The 17,644-nt window shown below is 74.5% G+C and carries 20 protein-coding genes and 1 pseudogene; 13 read left to right on the forward strand and 8 right to left on the reverse strand.

Features of this window, described 5'->3' with window-relative positions:
- Positions 1 to 91 precede the first annotated feature (91 nt).
- On the forward strand, positions 92 to 256 hold the full coding sequence (locus Cph01nite_RS04715) for a hypothetical protein (protein WP_203671619.1): 165 nt from the start codon (positions 92 to 94) through the stop codon (positions 254 to 256).
- A gap of 36 nt (positions 257 to 292) precedes the next feature.
- Here Cph01nite_RS04715 and Cph01nite_RS04720 read toward each other — a convergent pair whose 3' ends face one another.
- Both Cph01nite_RS04720 and Cph01nite_RS04725 read right to left on the reverse strand, forming a co-directional pair.
- Positions 293 to 1,117, reverse strand: coding sequence for a TspO/MBR family protein (locus Cph01nite_RS04720; RefSeq protein WP_203671620.1), 825 nt, complete (start codon positions 1,115 to 1,117; stop codon positions 293 to 295).
- 107 nt (positions 1,118 to 1,224) lie between these two features.
- A complete protein-coding gene (locus Cph01nite_RS04725; RefSeq protein WP_203671621.1) occupies positions 1,225 to 1,824 on the reverse strand; it encodes a TetR/AcrR family transcriptional regulator in 600 nt (199 codons plus the stop codon).
- A gap of 73 nt (positions 1,825 to 1,897) precedes the next feature.
- On the opposite strand from Cph01nite_RS04725, the gene Cph01nite_RS04730 reads away from it, so the two are divergent.
- Together Cph01nite_RS04730 and Cph01nite_RS04735 are read left to right on the forward strand one after the other, a co-directional pair.
- A complete protein-coding gene (locus Cph01nite_RS04730; protein ID WP_203671622.1) occupies positions 1,898 to 2,647 on the forward strand; it encodes a DUF2306 domain-containing protein in 750 nt (249 codons plus the stop codon).
- Positions 2,648 to 2,711: 64 nt separating this feature from the next.
- Entirely contained in the window at positions 2,712 to 3,335 is a 624-nt protein-coding gene (locus Cph01nite_RS04735; protein WP_203671623.1) for an ATP-binding protein, read from the forward strand.
- Positions 3,336 to 3,360: 25 nt separating this feature from the next.
- Here the strand turns inward: Cph01nite_RS04735 and Cph01nite_RS04740 are convergent, their stop codons facing one another.
- Entirely contained in the window at positions 3,361 to 4,104 is a 744-nt protein-coding gene (locus Cph01nite_RS04740; RefSeq protein WP_203671624.1) for a metallophosphoesterase family protein, read from the reverse strand.
- 166 nt (positions 4,105 to 4,270) lie between these two features.
- On the opposite strand from Cph01nite_RS04740, the gene Cph01nite_RS04745 reads away from it, so the two are divergent.
- The gene (locus Cph01nite_RS04745) at positions 4,271 to 4,663 is read left to right on the forward strand and encodes a cupin domain-containing protein (protein WP_203671626.1); all 393 of its coding nucleotides are present in this window, start codon (positions 4,271 to 4,273) and stop codon (positions 4,661 to 4,663) included.
- 69 nt (positions 4,664 to 4,732) lie between these two features.
- Here Cph01nite_RS04745 and Cph01nite_RS04750 read toward each other — a convergent pair whose 3' ends face one another.
- The gene (locus Cph01nite_RS04750; protein WP_203671628.1) at positions 4,733 to 5,752 is read right to left on the reverse strand and encodes a hypothetical protein; all 1,020 of its coding nucleotides are present in this window, start codon (positions 5,750 to 5,752) and stop codon (positions 4,733 to 4,735) included.
- Positions 5,753 to 5,868: 116 nt separating this feature from the next.
- Between Cph01nite_RS04750 and Cph01nite_RS04755 the strand changes: the two are divergent.
- A pseudogene (locus tag Cph01nite_RS04755) lies at positions 5,869 to 6,048 on the forward strand (cupin domain-containing protein); the annotation flags it as partial.
- A gap of 125 nt (positions 6,049 to 6,173) precedes the next feature.
- Here the strand turns inward: Cph01nite_RS04755 and Cph01nite_RS04760 are convergent.
- Positions 6,174 to 6,674: a DinB family protein gene (locus Cph01nite_RS04760; protein ID WP_239069053.1), complete on the reverse strand. Its 501-nt coding sequence runs from the start codon at positions 6,672 to 6,674 to the stop codon at positions 6,174 to 6,176.
- Positions 6,675 to 7,002: 328 nt separating this feature from the next.
- Here Cph01nite_RS04760 and Cph01nite_RS04765 point away from each other — a divergent pair, with 328 nt between their 5' ends.
- Complete coding sequence (locus Cph01nite_RS04765) at positions 7,003 to 7,677, forward strand: GOLPH3/VPS74 family protein (RefSeq protein WP_203671630.1); 675 nt, start codon at positions 7,003 to 7,005, stop codon at positions 7,675 to 7,677.
- A 32-nt stretch (positions 7,678 to 7,709) separates the two neighbouring features.
- On the opposite strand, the gene Cph01nite_RS04770 is transcribed toward Cph01nite_RS04765, so the two are convergent.
- Positions 7,710 to 9,239: an SDR family NAD(P)-dependent oxidoreductase gene (locus tag Cph01nite_RS04770; protein WP_203671637.1), complete on the reverse strand. Its 1,530-nt coding sequence runs from the start codon at positions 9,237 to 9,239 to the stop codon at positions 7,710 to 7,712.
- 369 nt (positions 9,240 to 9,608) lie between these two features.
- Between Cph01nite_RS04770 and Cph01nite_RS04775 the strand changes: the two genes are divergently transcribed.
- Genes Cph01nite_RS04775 through Cph01nite_RS04795 form a run of 5 tightly spaced genes read left to right on the forward strand, consistent with a single transcriptional unit; the run spans position 9,609 to position 14,185 of the window.
- A complete protein-coding gene (locus Cph01nite_RS04775) occupies positions 9,609 to 10,106 on the forward strand; it encodes a flavin reductase family protein (protein WP_203671639.1) in 498 nt (165 codons plus the stop codon).
- Positions 10,103 to 11,155, forward strand: a complete 1,053-nt coding sequence (locus Cph01nite_RS04780; protein WP_239069034.1) for an ABC transporter substrate-binding protein — start codon at positions 10,103 to 10,105, stop codon at positions 11,153 to 11,155. The genes Cph01nite_RS04775 and Cph01nite_RS04780 overlap by 4 nt, the downstream gene beginning before the upstream one ends.
- Positions 11,152 to 11,949, forward strand: a complete 798-nt coding sequence (locus Cph01nite_RS04785) for an ABC transporter ATP-binding protein (RefSeq protein WP_203671641.1) — start codon at positions 11,152 to 11,154, stop codon at positions 11,947 to 11,949. Before Cph01nite_RS04780 ends, Cph01nite_RS04785 begins: the two co-directional genes overlap by 4 nt.
- The gene (locus Cph01nite_RS04790) at positions 11,942 to 12,808 is read left to right on the forward strand and encodes an ABC transporter permease (RefSeq protein WP_203671643.1); all 867 of its coding nucleotides are present in this window, start codon (positions 11,942 to 11,944) and stop codon (positions 12,806 to 12,808) included. Before Cph01nite_RS04785 ends, Cph01nite_RS04790 begins: the two co-directional genes overlap by 8 nt.
- A 33-nt stretch (positions 12,809 to 12,841) precedes the next feature.
- Positions 12,842 to 14,185: an LLM class flavin-dependent oxidoreductase gene (locus Cph01nite_RS04795; RefSeq protein WP_203671645.1), complete on the forward strand. Its 1,344-nt coding sequence runs from the start codon at positions 12,842 to 12,844 to the stop codon at positions 14,183 to 14,185.
- 150 nt (positions 14,186 to 14,335) lie between these two features.
- On the opposite strand, the gene Cph01nite_RS04800 is transcribed toward Cph01nite_RS04795, so the two are convergent.
- Positions 14,336 to 15,286 carry an SDR family oxidoreductase gene (locus tag Cph01nite_RS04800; RefSeq protein ID WP_203671646.1) on the reverse strand — a complete coding sequence of 317 codons (951 nt, stop codon included), beginning with the start codon at positions 15,284 to 15,286 and terminating at the stop codon, positions 14,336 to 14,338.
- Positions 15,287 to 15,495: 209 nt separating this feature from the next.
- On the opposite strand from Cph01nite_RS04800, the gene Cph01nite_RS04805 reads away from it, so the two are divergent.
- Positions 15,496 to 16,338, forward strand: coding sequence for a helix-turn-helix transcriptional regulator (locus Cph01nite_RS04805; RefSeq protein ID WP_203671647.1), 843 nt, complete (start codon positions 15,496 to 15,498; stop codon positions 16,336 to 16,338).
- Here the strand turns inward: Cph01nite_RS04805 and Cph01nite_RS04810 are convergent.
- Positions 16,310 to 16,963 carry a hypothetical protein gene (locus Cph01nite_RS04810; RefSeq protein ID WP_203671648.1) on the reverse strand — a complete coding sequence of 218 codons (654 nt, stop codon included), beginning with the start codon at positions 16,961 to 16,963 and terminating at the stop codon, positions 16,310 to 16,312. The genes Cph01nite_RS04805 and Cph01nite_RS04810 overlap by 29 nt on opposite strands.
- Positions 16,964 to 17,139: 176 nt before the next feature.
- On the opposite strand from Cph01nite_RS04810, the gene Cph01nite_RS04815 reads away from it, so the two are divergent.
- Complete coding sequence (locus Cph01nite_RS04815; RefSeq protein ID WP_203671649.1) at positions 17,140 to 17,607, forward strand: PPOX class F420-dependent oxidoreductase; 468 nt, start codon at positions 17,140 to 17,142, stop codon at positions 17,605 to 17,607.
- Positions 17,608 to 17,644: the final 37 nt, after the last annotated feature.

Consider the following 17,644-nt stretch of genomic DNA (forward strand, 5'->3'; position numbering starts at 1 on the left):
GCGTCGGGGCGCGCTGCCCGCGCGCCGGGGGTGCGCGGCCGGCGGAGGGCTCGAGGTGCCGGGGCCGACCTGCCGTGTCATGGTCGTGGCCATGAAGACACTGATCCTCGTCCTGCTCGTCGTCTGGCTGGTGCTGTCGGTCCTCGGTGCCCTCATCGAGGGCCTGATGTGGCTCCTCATGGTCGGCCTGATCCTGTTCGCCGTGACGGCCGCGTACGGCTGGCTCACGCGCGGGCGCGGCGCCAACCGCACCTGACGTGGCGCGGCCGGCCCGTTCGCGGGCCGGCCCGCCTCAGCGCCGACGCGCGACCAGGGTCGCCACGACCGGCGCGAGCAGCGCGACGCCCGACGCGATGAACGCGGCGGTCGCCACGGCCTCGTCGACCAGCGGCCCGGTGGTGCGGCCCAGGCCGATCCACAGCAGTCCCCAGGACATGGCCAGCCCGATGGGGATCACGAGGCTCGCCCGGCGGCGGCCGTACGCGGCGTACGCGACGGCGAGCGCGGCGGCGGCCGCGACGAGGACCACCGACCAGGTGGTCGCCCCCAGGCCGAGCTCCCCGACGCCGGCGACCGAGAGGAACGCGGCGGCGTTGGCGAGGGTCGCGACGCTCACCCAGCCCAGGTAGAGCCCGACGGTGACGTCGGTGACGAGTGACGGCGCGGTGCGGGTGTGCGCGATCCGCAGGAGCTTGACGAACATCGTCGCGAGGACCGCCAGCAGCGCCACGATCACGACGAGGCCGCCGCCGACGCTGCCGAGCTGCACGACCCCGATCCACGCCGCGTTGAGCAGCATCGAGGCGAGCACCCACCAGGAGATCGCACGCAGGCGCCGGTCGGTGGCCTGCCGCGGCAGCGCCTGGACGACGGCGAAGACGGCCAGGCCGGTGTAGATCACCGACCAGATCGAGAACGCCGGTCCGTCGGGTGCCAGCGGTGTGCCCGTCGCGGACAGGGCGCCACCGGCGGCGTCCTCGACGGGCTGCCCCCCGAACGCTCCTGATCCGATGGCGGCGGCGGCGATGGCGATGACGGCGCCGGCCAGGACGGTGACCTGGCGGACCCGGTCCTGGGGGGTGGCGCGCTCAGTGGGTGCTGTGCTCGTGGTCGGCATGGGGACCACCCTGGCAAAGGTCAGCATGCTGAGCATCTTGAACGGTGGTCCGGCTGCCGCGCGCCTGCCGGACCCGGCCGTGCGCGTCGCGCCGGCGTGCCGGCCGATCAGCGCAGCAGCAGGGCGAGCGCGTCCCGGACGAGCGCCTCGTCGTCGTCGTCGATCCGGAGCTTGACGAACCCGCGCTGCCGCGAGAGGACCGCCAGGCCGTGCAGGCTCGCCCAGATGGTGCGGGACAGCACGCGCGGGTCGGTGCCGGCCGGCAGCGCGCCCACGTCCTGCGCGGCGACGACGGCGTCGACCAGGGGCTCGAACGTCGGTGCCCCGGCGTCGATCACCGCGTCGCCGCGCTCGGCGAACATGACGCCGAACACGGCCGGGTGCTCGCGGGCGAAGGTCAGGTAGGCCACGCCGAGGGCGTGCAGCAGCGCGCGGGGATCGTCGGCCGTGCGGCCCGCGCGCTCGAGCGCCGCGCCGAACAGGGCGTAGCCCTCGACGCAGAGGGCGTCGAGCAGGGCGTCGCGGTCGGCGAAGTGGCGGTAGGGGGCGGCGGTGCTGACACCGAGCCGCCGCGCCAGCGCGCTGAGGCTGAAGCCCTCGACGCCGCGCTCGGCCAGCATCTCGCGGGCGCCGTCGAGCAGCGCCTCCCGCAGGGCCCCGTGGTGGTAGGTGGTGCGCTCGCGGGGTGTTCGTGGGCCGGACTGCATGTTGACGACTTTAACATTCGCCCCTATGTTGCAACCGCTCACAATGTGAACGGCCCTCGCATCGGAGGATGTCATGACCACGACCACGCCGCACCGCCCGGAGCCGCGCACCCCGGGCAGGTCCCGTCCCGGCGGGCGGGGAGCGGGGCTCGTCGTCGTCGGCGTCCTCGCCCTGACGATTGCCGCGATGTCCCTGGTGACGTACGGGACGGCCGGCCTCGACGAGCTCGCCGAGCGGGGCGGCGGCCTCGGCGGTGCGTACGCGCAGGCCGCGCCGTTCTTCCAGGTCGCCCTGTACGTGCACATCGTCAGCGCGTCGCTCGCGCTCGTGCTCGGACCGCTCCAGCTGCTCGGCCGGCTGCGGCGTCGCCGGCCCGGGCTGCACCGCGCCACCGGTCGCGTCTACCTCGTCGCCGTCGGGGTGGGGAGCCTGTCCGGCCTGGCGGTCCTGCCCGTCAACAGCGCGGGGCTCGTCGGGGTGTTCGGGTTCGGCACGCTCGCCGTGCTGTGGGCCCTCACCGCCGCGCGCGGCCTGCGGGCCGTCCGCTCCGGGGACGTCGCCGGGCACCAGGCGTGGATGCTGCGCAACTACGCGCTGACGTTCGCCGCGGTGACCCTGCGGCTGTGGCTCGGTGTCCTCATGGGCGCCCGGCTCGCGCTCGGTGCCGACCCCGGCGCCGCGTTCGCCGACGCCTACGCCGCCGTGCCGTTCCTGTGCTGGCTGCCCAACCTGGTGGTCGCCGAGTGGCTGGTGCGGCGGCGCGGGCTGCCGTCGTACGCCCTGCCGCCGGCACGGGTGGCGGCCCACGCTGCGACGCCCTGACGGGTCCGACGGCCCACGCCACGGCCGTCCGCGCGGGCCAGGATGGGCTGCGGAGGTGGTCGACGTGACGACGGGGCCGGGCACGACGCACGACTGGGCGCGGACCGTGGACGGCGAGCACCTCGCCGACGTCCGGCGACGCGCCGACGAGCTCGCGCCGGGCGGCGTCGCCCACCTCGTCCTGGAGGTCCTCGCCTACGCGGCCGAGGAGGCCGCGGACCGCGGCGGCGGGCGGTGCCGCGTGACCCTGCACGCCGACGGCTCGGTGACGGTCGCCGACGACGGACGCGGCACCCAGACCCGGGTCGACGAGCGCGGCCGCGCCGTGCGCAAGCCCGTGATGTCGACCCAGGACCTGCGGTTCTTCGGCACCCCCGACGCCCCGCTGCTGCCCGACGGCCACCCCCGGCGCGGCATGTCGGTGGTGTCGGCGCTGAGCGACTGGCTCGTGCACCGCAACCGCCGACTCGAGGGGTCGTGGACTCAGCGCTACGAGCAGGGCGTCCCCGTCACCGACCTGGTCCCCGTCGACCCGGACGGCACGACCGGGACCACCGTGCACTTCCTACCTCGAGCCGACCTGCGCACGGGGTGGGCCGGTGCCGCCGCCGCCGAGCTGCGGGTCCGCGGAGGGTGGACCGCACTGGACGTGGAGATCGTCGACGAGCGGGCAGCGCGCCCGCGCTGACGCGCTCGCCCGCGGCAGCCGCCCCTCACCTCGGGAGGCGGCCGGTCCGCAACGCGTGCGCGACGTCCGGGCGGCCGTGACCGTCGGCGGTGTCCGCCGCGCGGTCCCAGTCGTACTCGACGGCCCGGAACGTGACGTCCCAGCGGCCGTCGACGTCCTCCACGAGGGCGTAGCGCGCGTGCGGCGTGCCGGCCTCCATGACGTGGGGGTGGGGCGCGTCGTCCTCGTAGGCGGGCCAGCCGACGCTGCCCGGGTTGACGACCAGCACGCCCGTCGGCAGTGCCAGGGAGCCGGGCAGGTGCGTGTGCCCGCACAGCAGCAGCCGGCGGCGTGCGTGGGGTCCCAGGCGGTCCATCACCTCGTCGGTGGTCGCGTCGCGCGCTCCGGTGACCTCGACCGTGTGCAGGAGGTACTGCAGGTCGTCCGACGGGGAGCCGTGGAAGGCGAGGACGTCGCCGTCGAGCTCCAGGGTCAGGGGCAGGCCCGCCAGCCACGTCAGGTGCTCCGGGGCGAGGGCGTCGTGCGCGTGCCGGTCCGACGGGCCCATCCCCCCGACGGGCGTCTCGAGCACCTGCCGTTCGTGGTTGCCCCGCACGGTGAGCAGATCGAGCTCCCGGAGCCGGTCCGCCGTCTCCCGGGGGCAGAGCGGCCCGGACAGCAGGTCACCGAGGTTGACCGTCACGTCGACCGCGTGCGAGGTGATGTCGTCGAGCACCGCATCCAGCGCGAGCAGGTTGCCGTGGACGTCGGACATCACCGCGATACGCATCCGTCGAACGTATCGCTCCGCGCGCGGGCGGACGCGTTGCGGGCCTCGACGCTCGGGGCCGGCGCGCGCCACCCCAGCCTGCGCCGACGCCCCGCCTCCGCAGGCGGGATCGGCCCGCCCGCTGCAGGATCGACCACGACAGCGTCCCCGACCAGGTGAGGTACCCGTGGAGCACTGGACCATCGCGACGGCCGCGCAGGAGAGCCCGGACTTCCGGCGCGTCCTGTGGACGGGCGAGCACACGCAGCTCGTCATCATGACGATCCCGCCGGGCGGGGAGATCGGCGAGGAGGTCCACGAGGACATCGACCAGATCCTCACGTTCGTGTCCGGCACCGGCAAGGCGATCGTGTCGGGTCAGCAGCGCAACGTGGCGCAGGGCGACCTCGTCGTCGTCCCGGCCGGTCGCACCCACAACTTCGTCAACACGGGCGAGAACCCGCTGATCCTCTACACGGTCTACGGCCCGCCGGAGCACGCCGAGGGTGCCGTCCACCGCACCAAGGAGGAGGCGGACGCCGCCGAGGAGTCGGGCCAGGACGAGCCGCCCACCGCGTGACGTCACGGGGCCCGGTCCGGATCCCGGACCGGGCCCCCGCGTCACCCGGCCCCGCAGGACCGGGCCGGCTCACCGCCCCCGGGCGGCCGTCCGCGCCGCCGTCAGCGTGGGCAGGTGCTGGTCGAGGTACGCGATGAGCGCCTCGGTCTCCTGCTCCGCCGTGTCCCCGGACGGGACGAACGGAGAGCCGTCGAAGTAGCGCGGGGAGGTCCCCGGGCCGTCCGGGCTGCCGTGGTCCGCGTCGATCGACTCGCGCCACTTCTCGGCGTGCTCCTGCCACTCCTGCCGGTCGACGAGCGCGGGCGCGGTGAACCACACGTTCCAGCTCAGCACCGTGCCCGGCAGCAGCAGGTTCCCGGAGGACCGGTTGAAGGCGTCCATGACGAGGTGCTCGACGTCGTCGACCACGGCGTCACCGGTCCGCTCGATGGCGCCGATCTCCACGTCGATGTGGCCGACGGCCCAGGCCACGTCGTGGTGCTGGGCGAACCCCGGGCTGGCGAACAGGTCCGTCTCGCCCGTGCGCAGCGGGAGGACGGGCTGCGTCGCGTCGTCACGGCGGAACGTGGGGACGCGGATCGCGTGCGCCTTGTCCACGGGGAACCGGTAGCCGCTCTCGGACAGCAGCGTCCACAGCATCCGGACCAACGGGCTCTGCTTCGCGCTCGGGCTGAACCAGATCTTCGCCTCGACGGTCAGCTCCCCGGCGAGCGTCCGCGCGGTCTCGTCGACCCAGCCGCGCTGGCCGGTCACCGAGACCTCCACGTTGAGGCTGCCGTAGGACGGCGAGCACGTGCCCTGCTGCGGGCAGATGATCGAGTAGATCCGCCCCTCGTCGGTGTACCCGACGCGGGAGATGTCGGGAGCGAACATCTGGAAGGCCCGGGACGCCTCGTCACCGGGCACCGTCAGCCAGCTGAACTCCGGCCACAGCACCGCCTGCTGGCGCTGCAGCAGCGCGATGTTGTCCATGTTGCCCAGCAGCGGCAGGGACGACAGGTCGGGGTCCGGGTAGGCGAACGCGGGGTCCGACTGCGCGAAGCCCCCCACCCAGCCCGGCGGGACGGCGGCGACAGGGTCGACGGGCATGGCGGTGCTCCTCACGTGGACATCCCCCCAGTGGCGACGTGGGCGATCGACGCTAGCGCCCGGGGGGTCGGCCGGTCCACGGTCGACGAGGAGCAGCCTGCGGACGGTCGGCGAGGGGCGACATCGTCGTGGTCCCGGCCGGTCGCACGCACAACTTCCTCAACACGGGCGAGAACCGGCTGATGCTCTACACGGTCTACGGCCCGCCGGAGCACGCCGAGGGTGCCGTCCACCGCACCAAGGAGGAGGCCGACGCTGCCGAGGAAGCCGGGAAGGACGAGCCGCCGACCGGGTGACGTGACGAGCCCCGTCCGGATCGCGGGGCGGGGCCGTCGTGAGACCGGGCTGAGTCGTCGTCACGACCTGAGACGACGACTCAGCCCGGTCTCGACGGGGCGCCGTCCCAGCACGTGGACATCGGTCAGCGCTCGGCAGGCCGACGTGCTGCGTAGAGGTCCCGCAGGAGCGCGATCTCCGCGCCGTGGTGGAGCACCTCCTGGCTGACCCACCACACGATCTCGATGAAGGGCTGGTCGGCGTCGTCGCCGTCAGGGTAGGTGGAACGGCCCACCTGGTCGAGCGCGGCGTCGTCCGCGGTGACGAGGGCCTCGCGCCACGCACCCAGCCCGCGCTCGAGCATGGCCACGCCCGCGGCGGCCGCGCCCGGGAAGCGTAGGTCGGCCTCGGCCCCCTGACGGCTCCCCACGGTGTACTCGGCCCGGAGCAGGAGCATCTCGGCGAGGTGGGCGATGCGCCAGGCGATCGTCGTGACCGGCGGCGGCCAGGGGTGAGGTCGCCCGCCGTCGCGCCCCCACACGCCGGCGCCCACCAGCACGGTGGCGCCGACGCCCGGCCCGTCGGCCTTGCGGCGCACCGACCAGGAGCCGGGGACCGGCTCCCAGAGGTACTCGTCGTCCGTCATCGGCGACACGCGGACACGCTCACCGTCGCCGCTGACCACGTCGGGCCCGGTGAGCCGCGCGAGCAGCCGCTCGCACGCCCAGTCGTACTGGGCGAGGAGCGGAGCCAGGCGTCGGGGGACGGCACCGGTTACCGGACGAGCCTAGGCGGGCATGCGCCGCACGGGAACGGGGCGCTCGTCGCCGCGAGACCGGGCTGGGGTGGCGCACGACGTCGGATGAGCGACCTCAGCCCGGTCTCGTCGACGGCTGGTCCGCCGGGCGCCGCCGTCGGCGAGATCCGTCCCGCGGCTGATCCGCGGGCGCCGGCCGCGTTCGTACGGTGGGCGCATGATCGTGGCCGAGAGCGTGCTGCTGCTGCTGACCGACGACACCACCGGGAGGTCGCTCGTCGACGGGACGCGCCGGGACATCGCGGTCGCCGGTGCGGTGATCGCCGAGCTCGCCACCTCGGGACGCCTCGAGGCGGTGACGTCGTCCGGCCTGTTCGGCCGGACGACGCTGCGGGTCCTCGACGCGACCCCGCTCGGCGACGAGGTGCTCGACGACTCCCTCGCGCGGGTCGCGGGCCCCGGCAGCGCGTCGCCCACCGCCGTGCTGGACCGCATCCGCAAGGGCCTGCGCGAGCGTCTCTACGACCGGCTCGTCGGCCGCGGGGTGGTGCGCGCCGAGCAGGGCAGGGTCCTGGGTATCTTCCCCACCACGTCCTGGCCCGCGGTCGACACGGCGCACGAGGCGCAGGTGCGGCGGGCGCTGCACGAGGTCCTCGTCGTCGGCAGGGCGCCCGCCCCGCACGAGGCGTCGATCGTCGCGCTGCTCCACGCGGTCGACGTGGTCCCGAAGGTCCTGCCGGGCACCGGGCTGCCGAACCGCGAGCTCAAGGCCCGGGCGAAGCAGGTCGCCGCCGGCGACGTGGGCGGGGAGGCCGCCCGCAAGGCCGTCGAGGCCGTGCAGGCCGCGGTGGTCGCCGGCGGCGCCGCGGCCGCCGTCGCGGCGTCCGGCTGACCGCCCGCGCCCGGTGGGCGCCGCGCCGCCGCTCACCAGGCCGAGCGCGCGTAGTCCTTGAGGAAGCAGCCGTACAGGTCCTCGCCCGCCTCGCCGCGCACGATCGGGTCGTACACCCGCGCGGCGCCGTCGACGAGGTCGAGGGGCGCGTGGAAGCCCTCCTCGGCGAGCCGCACCTTGGTGTAGTGGGGGCGCTCGTCGGTGATCCAGCCGGTGTCGACGGCCGTCATGAGGATGCCGTCGTCCAGCATCTGCGCGGCGCTGGTGCGCGTGAGCATGTTGAGCGCGGCCTTGCTCATGTTGGTGTGCGGGTGGCCGGGGCCCTTGTAGCCGCGCGAGAACACGCCCTCCATCGCCGAGACGTTGACGACGTACGTGCGCCGCGCGGGCGATGCGGCGAGGGCCGGGCGCAGGCGGCTGATGAGGATGAACGGCGCGGTCTGGTTGCAGAGCTGGACCTCGAGCAGCTCCATGGGGTCGACCTGCTCGACGGTCGCGACCCAGCTGTTGGTCTCCGCGACGTCGGGGACCAGGCCGCCCGCGTCGATCGACGTGCCCGCGACGAGCCGTTCCAGGCTCGCGGCCTCGGCCGTCAGGGACTGCGCGACGAGCTCGTCCGCGTCCCGCGCGGCGCGCTCGATGGCCAGCGCCGGGCTGGTGAGGTCGCTGACGGACCCGGCGAGCGCGCGCGGGTGCGCGTCGCTGGTGTGCCCGAACGTCGTGATCATGCGTGCGGCCTCGGCGGGCAGCGGCGCGGACTCGGCCTCGGCGATCCGCGAGTACGCCCCCGGGAGCCGGCGCACGGTCTGCGCGGCGTTGTTGATGAGGACGTCCAGCGGCCCCTGCGCCGCCACGTGGTCCGCGAGCGACACCACCTGGGCCGGGTCGCGCAGGTCGATCCCGACGACGTGCAGCCGGTGCAGCCAGTCCGCGGAGTCGTCCATCGCGCTGAAGCGGCGGACCGCGTCGCGGGGGAACCGGGTGGTGATCGTCAGGTCCGCGCCGTCGCGCAGCAGCCGCAGCGCGATGTACATGCCGATCTTCGCGCGCCCGCCGGTGAGCAGCGCGCGTCGGCCGGTGAGGTCGGTGCGGGCGTCGCGCTTGGCGTGGTGCAGCGCCGCGCACGTGGGGCACAGCTGGTGGTAGAAGGCGTCGACGACCGTGTACGCCTCCTTGCACACGTAGCAGGGTCGCGCCTTGAGCAGGGTGCCGGCGCTCGCGGCCGTCGTCGCGGACGTGAGCGGCACGCCGTTCGTCTCGTCGTCGATCCGCCCCGGGCTGCCCGTCGCGGTGGCGGCGACGACGGCCGCGTCGGCCTCGGCGATGAGCCGGCGCTTCTCGCCGCGGCGGTGCTTCTTGGCCGCCTTGAACAGGGACGACGACGCGCGCCGGGCCGCCGCGTGCTGCGGGTGCTCCTGCGGCAGCACGGCGACCTGGTCCATCACCCGCAGGAACGTCGCGAAGTCGGCGGGGGGGACGCCGGGCAGCGCAGCCGCGTCCTCGGTGCCGTCGTCGTGCCCGGGGGTGGTGGGCTGCGCCGGGGTGGTGGTGTGCGCGCTCATGCGCCGTCCGTCCTGCGTGGGGGAGAGCCGCCGCGCGTGTCGCGGGGCCCGAAGAGCCTACGCCTGCGCCCCGCGGCTCCCGTGTCCCACCCTTCGGACTTAAGTTGATTAAAAGAGTCGGCTTTATCTACGGTCGCACCATGACCCCGTCGACACCGCTCGCCCGCACGGCGCCGTCGCCCCGCGACGCCGCCCTGCCGGCCCGGTGCTGTCGCGGCGTCCTGCGCTCCTGTCGGTAGTCCCCGACGCACGCACCCCGGCCGGCCCGGTCGCCCTCGTGGCGGCCCCGCTCGCCCCACCTCCCGCTCCTTCCCCGCCACGTGACCGCCACCGGTCCGGGGCTCCCTGCTGACCTCCCAGGAGACCTCCGTGTCCTTGTCGACCCCACCCGCAGTCGATCGCGAGACCTACCGCAGCGTGTTCCGTGAGTACGCCGGCGACGTCATCGTCGTCACCGTCGACGGCGACGACGGCCCGCACGGCTTCACCGCCACGTCGCTGACGTCGGTGTCCGCCCAGCCCCCGATCGTCTCGTTCGTCATCAACGAGCGCTCGTCGAGCTGGCCCGCGCTGAGCGGCGCTGCGTCGGCCGTCGTGAACCTGCTCGACGCCTCCCACACCGACCTCGCGCGAACCTTCGCCACCCACGGCGCCGACCGGTTCGGTGCCGCCACCCCCTGGCACCGGCTCGCGACCGGCGAGCCCGTGCTCACGCAGGCACCCATCGCCCTGCGCGTCGAGATCACCGACCGCATCCCCGCCGGCGAGCAGTACGTCGTCCTCGCGCAGGTCACCGAGGTGCGCGTCGTCGGCACCCGCGAGCCGCTGCTGTACTGGGCGGGCGACTACCGCCGGATCGCGTCGTGAGCCGCCGCCTCGCGCCCGTCGCGGCGCTGCTCACCGCCGTCGCCGTCCTCGCCGCCGGCTGCTCAGCCTCCACGGCCACGGCCGACGCGGACGCGTCCGTCACGATCCGCTACCAGGGCAGCGCCGGGCAGGTGACCCTGGCGGAGCTCGCCGACGACCTCGGGTACTTCGAGGAGGTCACGCTCGAGTGGGTCGGCGACACCACGAGCGGGCCGCAGGACATCCAGTCCGCCGCGACCGGGCAGACCGACGTCGGCGGCGCGTTCAACGGGGCGATCGCCAAGCTCGTGGCCGCGGGATCGCCCATCACCTCCGTGATCAGCTACTACGGCTCCGACGACCTCGCGTTCAACGGCTACTACGTGCTCGACGGCAGCCCGATCCGCACCGCGCAGGACCTGATCGGCAAGAAGGTCGGGATGAACACCCTCGGCGCGCACCACGAGTTCGTCGTCCGGGAGTGGCTCGCGCAGGAGGGACTGACACCCGCCGAGATCGCGCAGGTCGAGCTGATCGTCGTGCCGCCCGTGTCCACCGAGCAGGCGCTGCGCGAGGGGCAGATCGACGTCGGCACCCTGGGCAGCGTCTTCCGCGACAGCGCGCTCGAGCGCGGCGGCCTGCGCGAGCTGTTCACCGACACCTCCCTGTACGGCGAGTTCAGCTACGGCACGCTGGTCTTCCGGGACGACTTCCTGGCGGAGCACCCGGCCGCGGCCGAGGACTTCGTCCAGGGCGTGGCCCGGGCCATCCGCTGGACGCAGACGCAACCGCGCGAGGCCGTGATCGCGCGCTTCGAGCAGATCATCGAGGGGCGCGACCGCGAGGAGAGCACCGACCTCGTGCAGTACTGGAAGAGCGCCGGCGTGGCCGGGCCGGGCGGTGTCATCGACCCGCAGGAGATCTCGATCTGGACCGACTGGCTGGTCCGCGAGGGCACGCTCGACGAGGGACAGCTCGACCCCGAGGACCTCTACACCAACGACCTCAACCCGTACGCCAACGGCACGTTCGACCCGACGAGCGGGCCGGACGGCGAGGTGCTCCCGTGACCGCCGCGCTGCACGTGGCCGGCGTCCGCAAGGACTTCGTCGTGCGCAACCAGGGGGCGAGCGCCCGATTCACGGCCGTGCAGGATCTCGACCTCGTCGTGCCCGACGGGCAGTTCCTCACCGTCGTCGGACCCAGCGGCTGCGGCAAGTCGACGCTGCTGGACCTCGTCGCCGGCCTCACGGCGCCGACCGCCGGCCGCATCCTGCTGCACGGCGCACCCGTCACCGGTCCCGCGACCGACCGCGCCGTGGTGTTCCAGCAGTACGCGCTGCTGCCCTGGCGCACGGCCCGCAAGAACGTCGAGCTGGGGCTGGAGTCGATCGGCGTCCCGCGTCGGCAGCGCGCCCGGCTGGCCGACGAGCACCTCCACCTCGTGGGGCTGACCGGGTTCGAGGACCGCTACCCGCACGAGCTGTCCGGGGGCATGAAGCAGCGCGTCGCCATCGCCCGCGCGCTCGCGGTCGACCCGCGGGTGCTGCTGATGGACGAGCCGTTCGCGGCCCTCGACGCCCAGACCCGCGAGTCCCTGCAGGAGGAGCTGCTGCGGATCTGGCGAGCCACCGGCAAGACCGTCGTGTTCATCACGCACGGCATCGACGAGGCCGTGTACCTGGGCCAGCGCGTGGCCGTGATGACGCCCCGCCCCGGGCGGATCAGCGACGTCATCGACATCGACCTCGACCCGGTGCCGGGCCAGGACGTGCGCTCCGACCCGGCGTTCGGGCGGCTGCGGCACCGCGTCTGGTCGGCACTCCAGCACCCCGCACCCGACCGGGAGGTCGCCCATGTCTAGCTCCACGCTCACCCGACCCGTCGCAGCTGCCCTCGACGTCGCGCCGGAGGACTACCGGCGGCGCGCCGGGCTGGACGTCGCGGCCCGACCGGGACGGTTCCGGCTCGCCGTGGGACGCCTCGCCCGCGGCAGCGTCGCGGTCGTCGCCTTCGCCGCGCTCTGGGAGGTGGCACCGCGACTCGGCCTCGTCGACCGGGTGTTCCTGCCACCGCTCAGCGTGGCGCTCGGCGCGCTCGCCGACCTCGTCGCCAACGGTCAGCTGGCCGTGCACCTGCAGGCGAGCCTGACCCGCGCGCTGATCGGCCTGAGCATCGCGATCTCCGCGGCCATCCCGCTGGGGGCCGCGATCGGGCGCTCACCGGCCGTGGCCCGGCTGCTCAACCCGGTGCTCGAGCTCTTCCGCAACACTGCCGCCCTCGCGCTCCTGCCGGTGTTCGTCCTCGTCCTCGGCATCGGGGAGACGTCCAAGATCGCGCTGGTCGTCTACGCGTGCTTCTTCCCGGTGCTGCTCAGCACCATCACCGGCGTCCGCACGGTGGACCCCCTGCTGCTCAAGTCCGCCCGGTCCCTGGGCCTGCACCCGCTGCAGCTGTTCACCAAGGTCACGCTGCCGGCGGCCGTCCCGACCATCTTCACCGGAGTCCGCATGGCCGGAGCCGCGTCGATCCTCGTGCTGGTCGCCGCCGAGATGGTCGGCGCCCGCGCGGGCCTGGGCTACTTGGTGACCGCCGCCCAGCAGAACTTCGCGATCCCCGACATGTACGCCGGGATCCTCACGATCGCGCTCGTCGGCCTCGCGATCAACGCCGTCCTTCTGCTCGCCGAGCGCCGCCTGTCGCGCTGGCGCCCCTCCGCCTGACCCGCCCACCTCCCGTTCGACCCAGGAGCCCTCATGACCTCCCGCACCCTGCACCTCAACGCCTTCCTCATGGGCGTCGGCCACCACGAGGCGGCCTGGCGCCACCCCCGTGTCGACCCGGCCCGCGCCCTGGACGCGGCCCACTACGTCGAGCTGGGTCGCATCGCCGAGCGCGGGCGGCTCGACTCGGTGTTCTTCGCCGACGGCCTGGCGGTCGGACCGCACGTGCACCGCAACACCCAGGCGGTGTTCGAGCCGATCACCCTGCTCACGGCCATCGCCGCCGCGACGACCCACGTCGGGCTCATTGCCACGGCCTCGACCAGCTACAACGAGCCCTACACGCTGGCCCGCGCGTTCGCGTCGCTCGACCGGATCAGCAACGGGCGCGCCGGCTGGAACATCGTCACGTCGGGGTCCGACGCCGAGGCCGCGAACTTCGGCCTCGACCGCGTGCCCGCCCACGCCGCCCGGTACGGCCGGGCCACCGAGTTCCTCGACGTCGCCCTCGCCCTGTGGGACTCGTGGGAGCCCGACGCGATCCTCCAGGACGCGTCGAGCGGCGTGTTCGCCGACCCCGCCAAGGTGCACCGCGCGGACCACGTCGGCCAGCACTTCCGCGTCGCGGGACCGCTCAACGTGCCCGCGTCCCCGCAGGGTCGGCCCGTGCTGGTCCAGGCCGGGTCGTCGGAGTCCGGCAAGGCGTTCGCCGCGCAGTACGCCGAGGCCGTGTTCACCGCGCAGCGCACGCTCGCCGAGGGTCAGGCGTTCTACGCCGACCTCAAGGGTCGGCTCGCTGGCTACGGTCGGCGCCCCGAGGACCTGGCCGTCCTGCCCGGCATCGTGCCGTTCATCGCCCCCACGACGGCGCAGGCCCGGGCGCTCGAGCAGGAGTTCACGGACCTCATCTCCCCGGACTACGCCCTGCGCCAGCTCTCCGGCATGCTCGGTGTCGACCTCACCGACCACCCCCTCGACGCGCCCCTGCCCCCGGTGCCGCCCATCGACGCGATCGAGGGCAACAAGAGCCGCTACCAGCTGGTCCGCGACCTGGCCGAGGGCGAGTCCCTGACCGTGCGCGAGCTCATCGCCCGGCTGGGGGGCGGGCGCGGGCACCGGACCTTCGCCGGCACGCCCGTCGAGGTCGCCGACGAGATCCAGAGGTGGTTCGAGCAGGGCGCCGCGGACGGGTTCAACGTCATGCCGCCGTACCTGCCCGGCGGGCTGGAGGTGTTCGTCGAGACCGTCGTGCCGATCCTGCAGGACCGCGGGCTGTTCCGGCGGGAGTACGACGGGACGACCCTGCGCGAGCACCTGGGGCTGCGCCCGCACGTCAACCGGTACGCGGTCGAGGAGGCCGAGCGGGCGGCGGGCTGAGGAGCGGACCCCCGAGCGACCGGCCACCAGGTGACCAATGGTCGGCTGGGCGGGTGGCTCGGTGACCACCGGTCGGCTGGGCGCCGCGGTGATCGCCCACAGCACTCCCCGGCGACCAGTGGTCACCCCAGTGGTGGCAGCCGGCTCGCCTCACGCCGCTGCGGCCGCGGCGAACGACACCCCCGCCAGCTCCTGCGACACCGCCCAGACCCGCGCCGCCTCCGCCGGGTCACGCAGCGGGCGGTAGAGGGCGTGCTCGACCGGACCGCCGCCGAGGTTGCCGAGCCCGGACGGACCGTAGAGCCGTCCGCCCGCAGGCTGCGGTGAGGTCGCGGCGAGCAGTGCGGGCAGCGCGGCGCTGTCCGGCGTGCCGAGCAGGATCCCCGCGCGCGACAGCCGGCGGATCATGGCGATCTGCGGGGTGTCGCGCTCGCGGCCCAGCTCCGGCCGGGCGCCCAGCAGGCTCGTCGGGGCGACGCCCGGGTGCGACAGGTTGCTGGTGACGCCCCAGCCGCCGGCGCGGCTGCGCCGCTCGAGCTCGAGGCCGAACAGGCCGAACGCGATCTTCGACTGGGCGTAGGCGCGTCGGCCGTCGTAGGACGTCTCCCAGTTGAGGTCGTCCCAGTGCATCGCGCCGGCCCGGGCGGCGACGCTGATCTGGGAGGTCACCCGGCCGCGGCCCGCGATGAGCAGGGGCAGCAGGTGCGCGACGAGCGCGACGTGCCCCACGTGGTTGGTGCCGAGCTGCAGCTCGAGGCCGTCGACGGTGGTCTGCCGCTCGGGGGGCGTCATGACCCCGGCGTTGTTGACGAGCAGGTGGATCGGCAGCGCCTCGGCGCGCAGCTCGTGCCCGAGCGTCGCGACCGACGGCAGCGACGCCAGGTCGAGGTCACGCAGCGACACCCGCGCGCCGGGGTGCGCGCGGCGGATCCGGGCGACGGCGGCCTCGCCCTTGGCCCGGTTGCGCGCCGGGAGGACCACCTCCGCACCGGCTCCGGCGAGCCGGTGGGCGATCTCGAGGCCGATCCCGTCGCTGGCTCCCGTCACGAGCGCGCGACGGCCGGACAGGTCGGGCAGGGGCAGGTGGGGTCTGCGAGGCATGGCGGTGCTCCTGGGGTGGTCGGGGGCTGTGCTGCCAGCCTCGGCGCCCGTCCCCGGCGCATCCAGGGCCTGACGATCCGCCCTTGGCGCGGAGCCCTGACGGCGTCGCGGGTCGCGGCGCCCGGTCGACGGGGGGATCGCCAGGCCGTGGCTCACGGCCGCGCGGGGCGGTAGGAACGGAGGGTGCAGAACCCGACGGGAGTGGTCACGTGATCGACAGGGCGGGGCTCGCCGCGTTCCTCCGCCGCCGCCGGCAGGCGCTGCAGCCGGAGGACGTCGGCCTGCCGCGCGGGCCGCGCCGTCGCACGTCCGGCCTGCGCCGCGAGGAGGTCGCCGCCCTGTGCCACATGTCGACCGACTACTACGCTCGGCTGGAGCGTGAGCGGGGTCCGCGTCCGTCCGAGCAGATGACGGCCGCGATCGCGCAGGGCCTGCACCTGACGATCGACGAGCGCGACCACCTCTTCCGGTTGGTCGGGCACCACCCGCCGCCCCGCGGCGCGCTCAGCGAGCACGTCAGCCCCGGCATGCTGCGCATCCTCGACCGCCTGACCGACACCCCGGCCGAGATCGTCACCGAGCTGGGCGAGACCCTGCGGCAGACCCCGCTGGGCGTGGCGCTGCTGGGGAGCGCGGCCTCGTACACGGGGCCGTCCCGCAGCCTGGGCTACCGGTGGTTCACCGACCCGAGCACGCGCGCGCTGTACCGGGCCGAGGACCACGCGTTCCTGTCGCGGCTCTACGCCTCGCACCTGCGGGCCGTCGTCACGCTGCGCGGCCCCGGGTCACGTGCCGCGCAGCTGGCCGACCTCGCGCTGGCGCGCAGCGAGGAGCTGCGACGCCTGTGGGAGACGCACGAGGTCGGTCTGCGCCCGCACGAGGTCAAGCACCTGGTCCACCCCCAGGTCGGCGCGCTCGAGGTGCACTGCCAGACGCTCCTGGACCCGCAGCAGTCGCACCTGCTGCTCGTGTACACCGCGGTGCCGGGCACGGAGAGCTACGAGAAGCTGCAGCTGCTGTCCGTCATCGGGGAGCACGCGTTGTCGGGGTGACCAGCGGCGCCAGCACCACCAGCGCGGCCGCCGACGCCACGTGCCACAGGGCGTGACCCTGCAGCAGCGACTCGGGGTCGCACAGCGGGCCACCGGTCCGGGACAGCGAGCCGACGATCCCACCGACCGCCAGCATCCCGACGGCCACGGCGACCCGGGGCCGCAGGGCCGGTGCGCGTCGTGCCCGCCGGAGCAGCAGCAGCGCGGCGACCACCGCCACGCCCACCTGGGCGAGGTCACCGATGCGTGGCCAGGCGAGGACGGGCACCAGGAGGAGTCCCGTCGGGACGGCCCACCACCACCAGCGACGTAACCGCCCGGTCAGCGCCGCGACCGCGTCGGACGCGAGGAAGCACAGCACCCCGGCGAGCGGCAGGTCGTGGGCGGGGTCCGACCAGGCGGGGTCGGGGCCGTGCTGCACGAACGACCCGATGCCGACGCCCGCGACGAGCACCGCGTACGCCCACGGCACGGGCAGCCCTGCCCGGCGCCGCAGGACGACCAGGACCACGGCGGCGACGACGAACACGAGCGAGGTGACCGCCGACACCGGCTCGACGAGCGGGCCGTCGGGCGACCACTCGCAGCCGGGGCCGGGCTGCGGGAGACCAGCGACCTCGTCCATGCCCCCATCCCACCGGCCCGGCGGTGTGCTGTCACTCCGGGGCGGCCGGGCCCGGTCGGCCGTCGTCGTGCCCCGTGGGTAACGTTCGGGACAGCGGGCGTCCCGAATCCGCCCCACGGACGTCGCCGACAGCCCGGCGGACGGCCCACCCGCTCCCCGACCACCCGAAGGCGGCCATGACCGACGCACCGCACACCCTGCCGACCGAGGACGTGTCGCGGGCGGGCGCGCCCCCAGCGGTCCCGGCACCCCTGGCGCTCCCGGCCCCGCTCGTCGACCTGCTGCGCGGCACGGCGACCTGCTACCTGTCGACCCTCATGCCCGACGGGTCGCCGCAGGTGACGCAGACGTGGGTCGACACCGACGGCACCGACGTCCTGATCAACACGGTCCTCGGCCACCAGAAGACGAGGAACGTCGCGCGCGACCCGCGGGTCGCCCTGGCCGTCAGCTCGCCAGCCAACCCCTCCCGGTACGTCGAGGTCCGGGGGGTCGTCACCGACGTGACGACGGACGGCGCCGACGCCCACATCGAGGCGCTGGCCCAGCGGTACCTCGGCCGGCCGTACCCGCGGTACGGCGGACCGGACGAGCAGCGGGTCGTCCTGCGCATCAGCCCGCGCCGGATCAACGCCATGGGGTGACGGGCCGACTCCGCCGCACATCGACCTGCGAAACGCC

Source organism: Cellulomonas phragmiteti (genome assembly GCF_016862775.1).
Taxonomy (GTDB): domain Bacteria; phylum Actinomycetota; class Actinomycetes; order Actinomycetales; family Cellulomonadaceae; genus Cellulomonas; species Cellulomonas phragmiteti.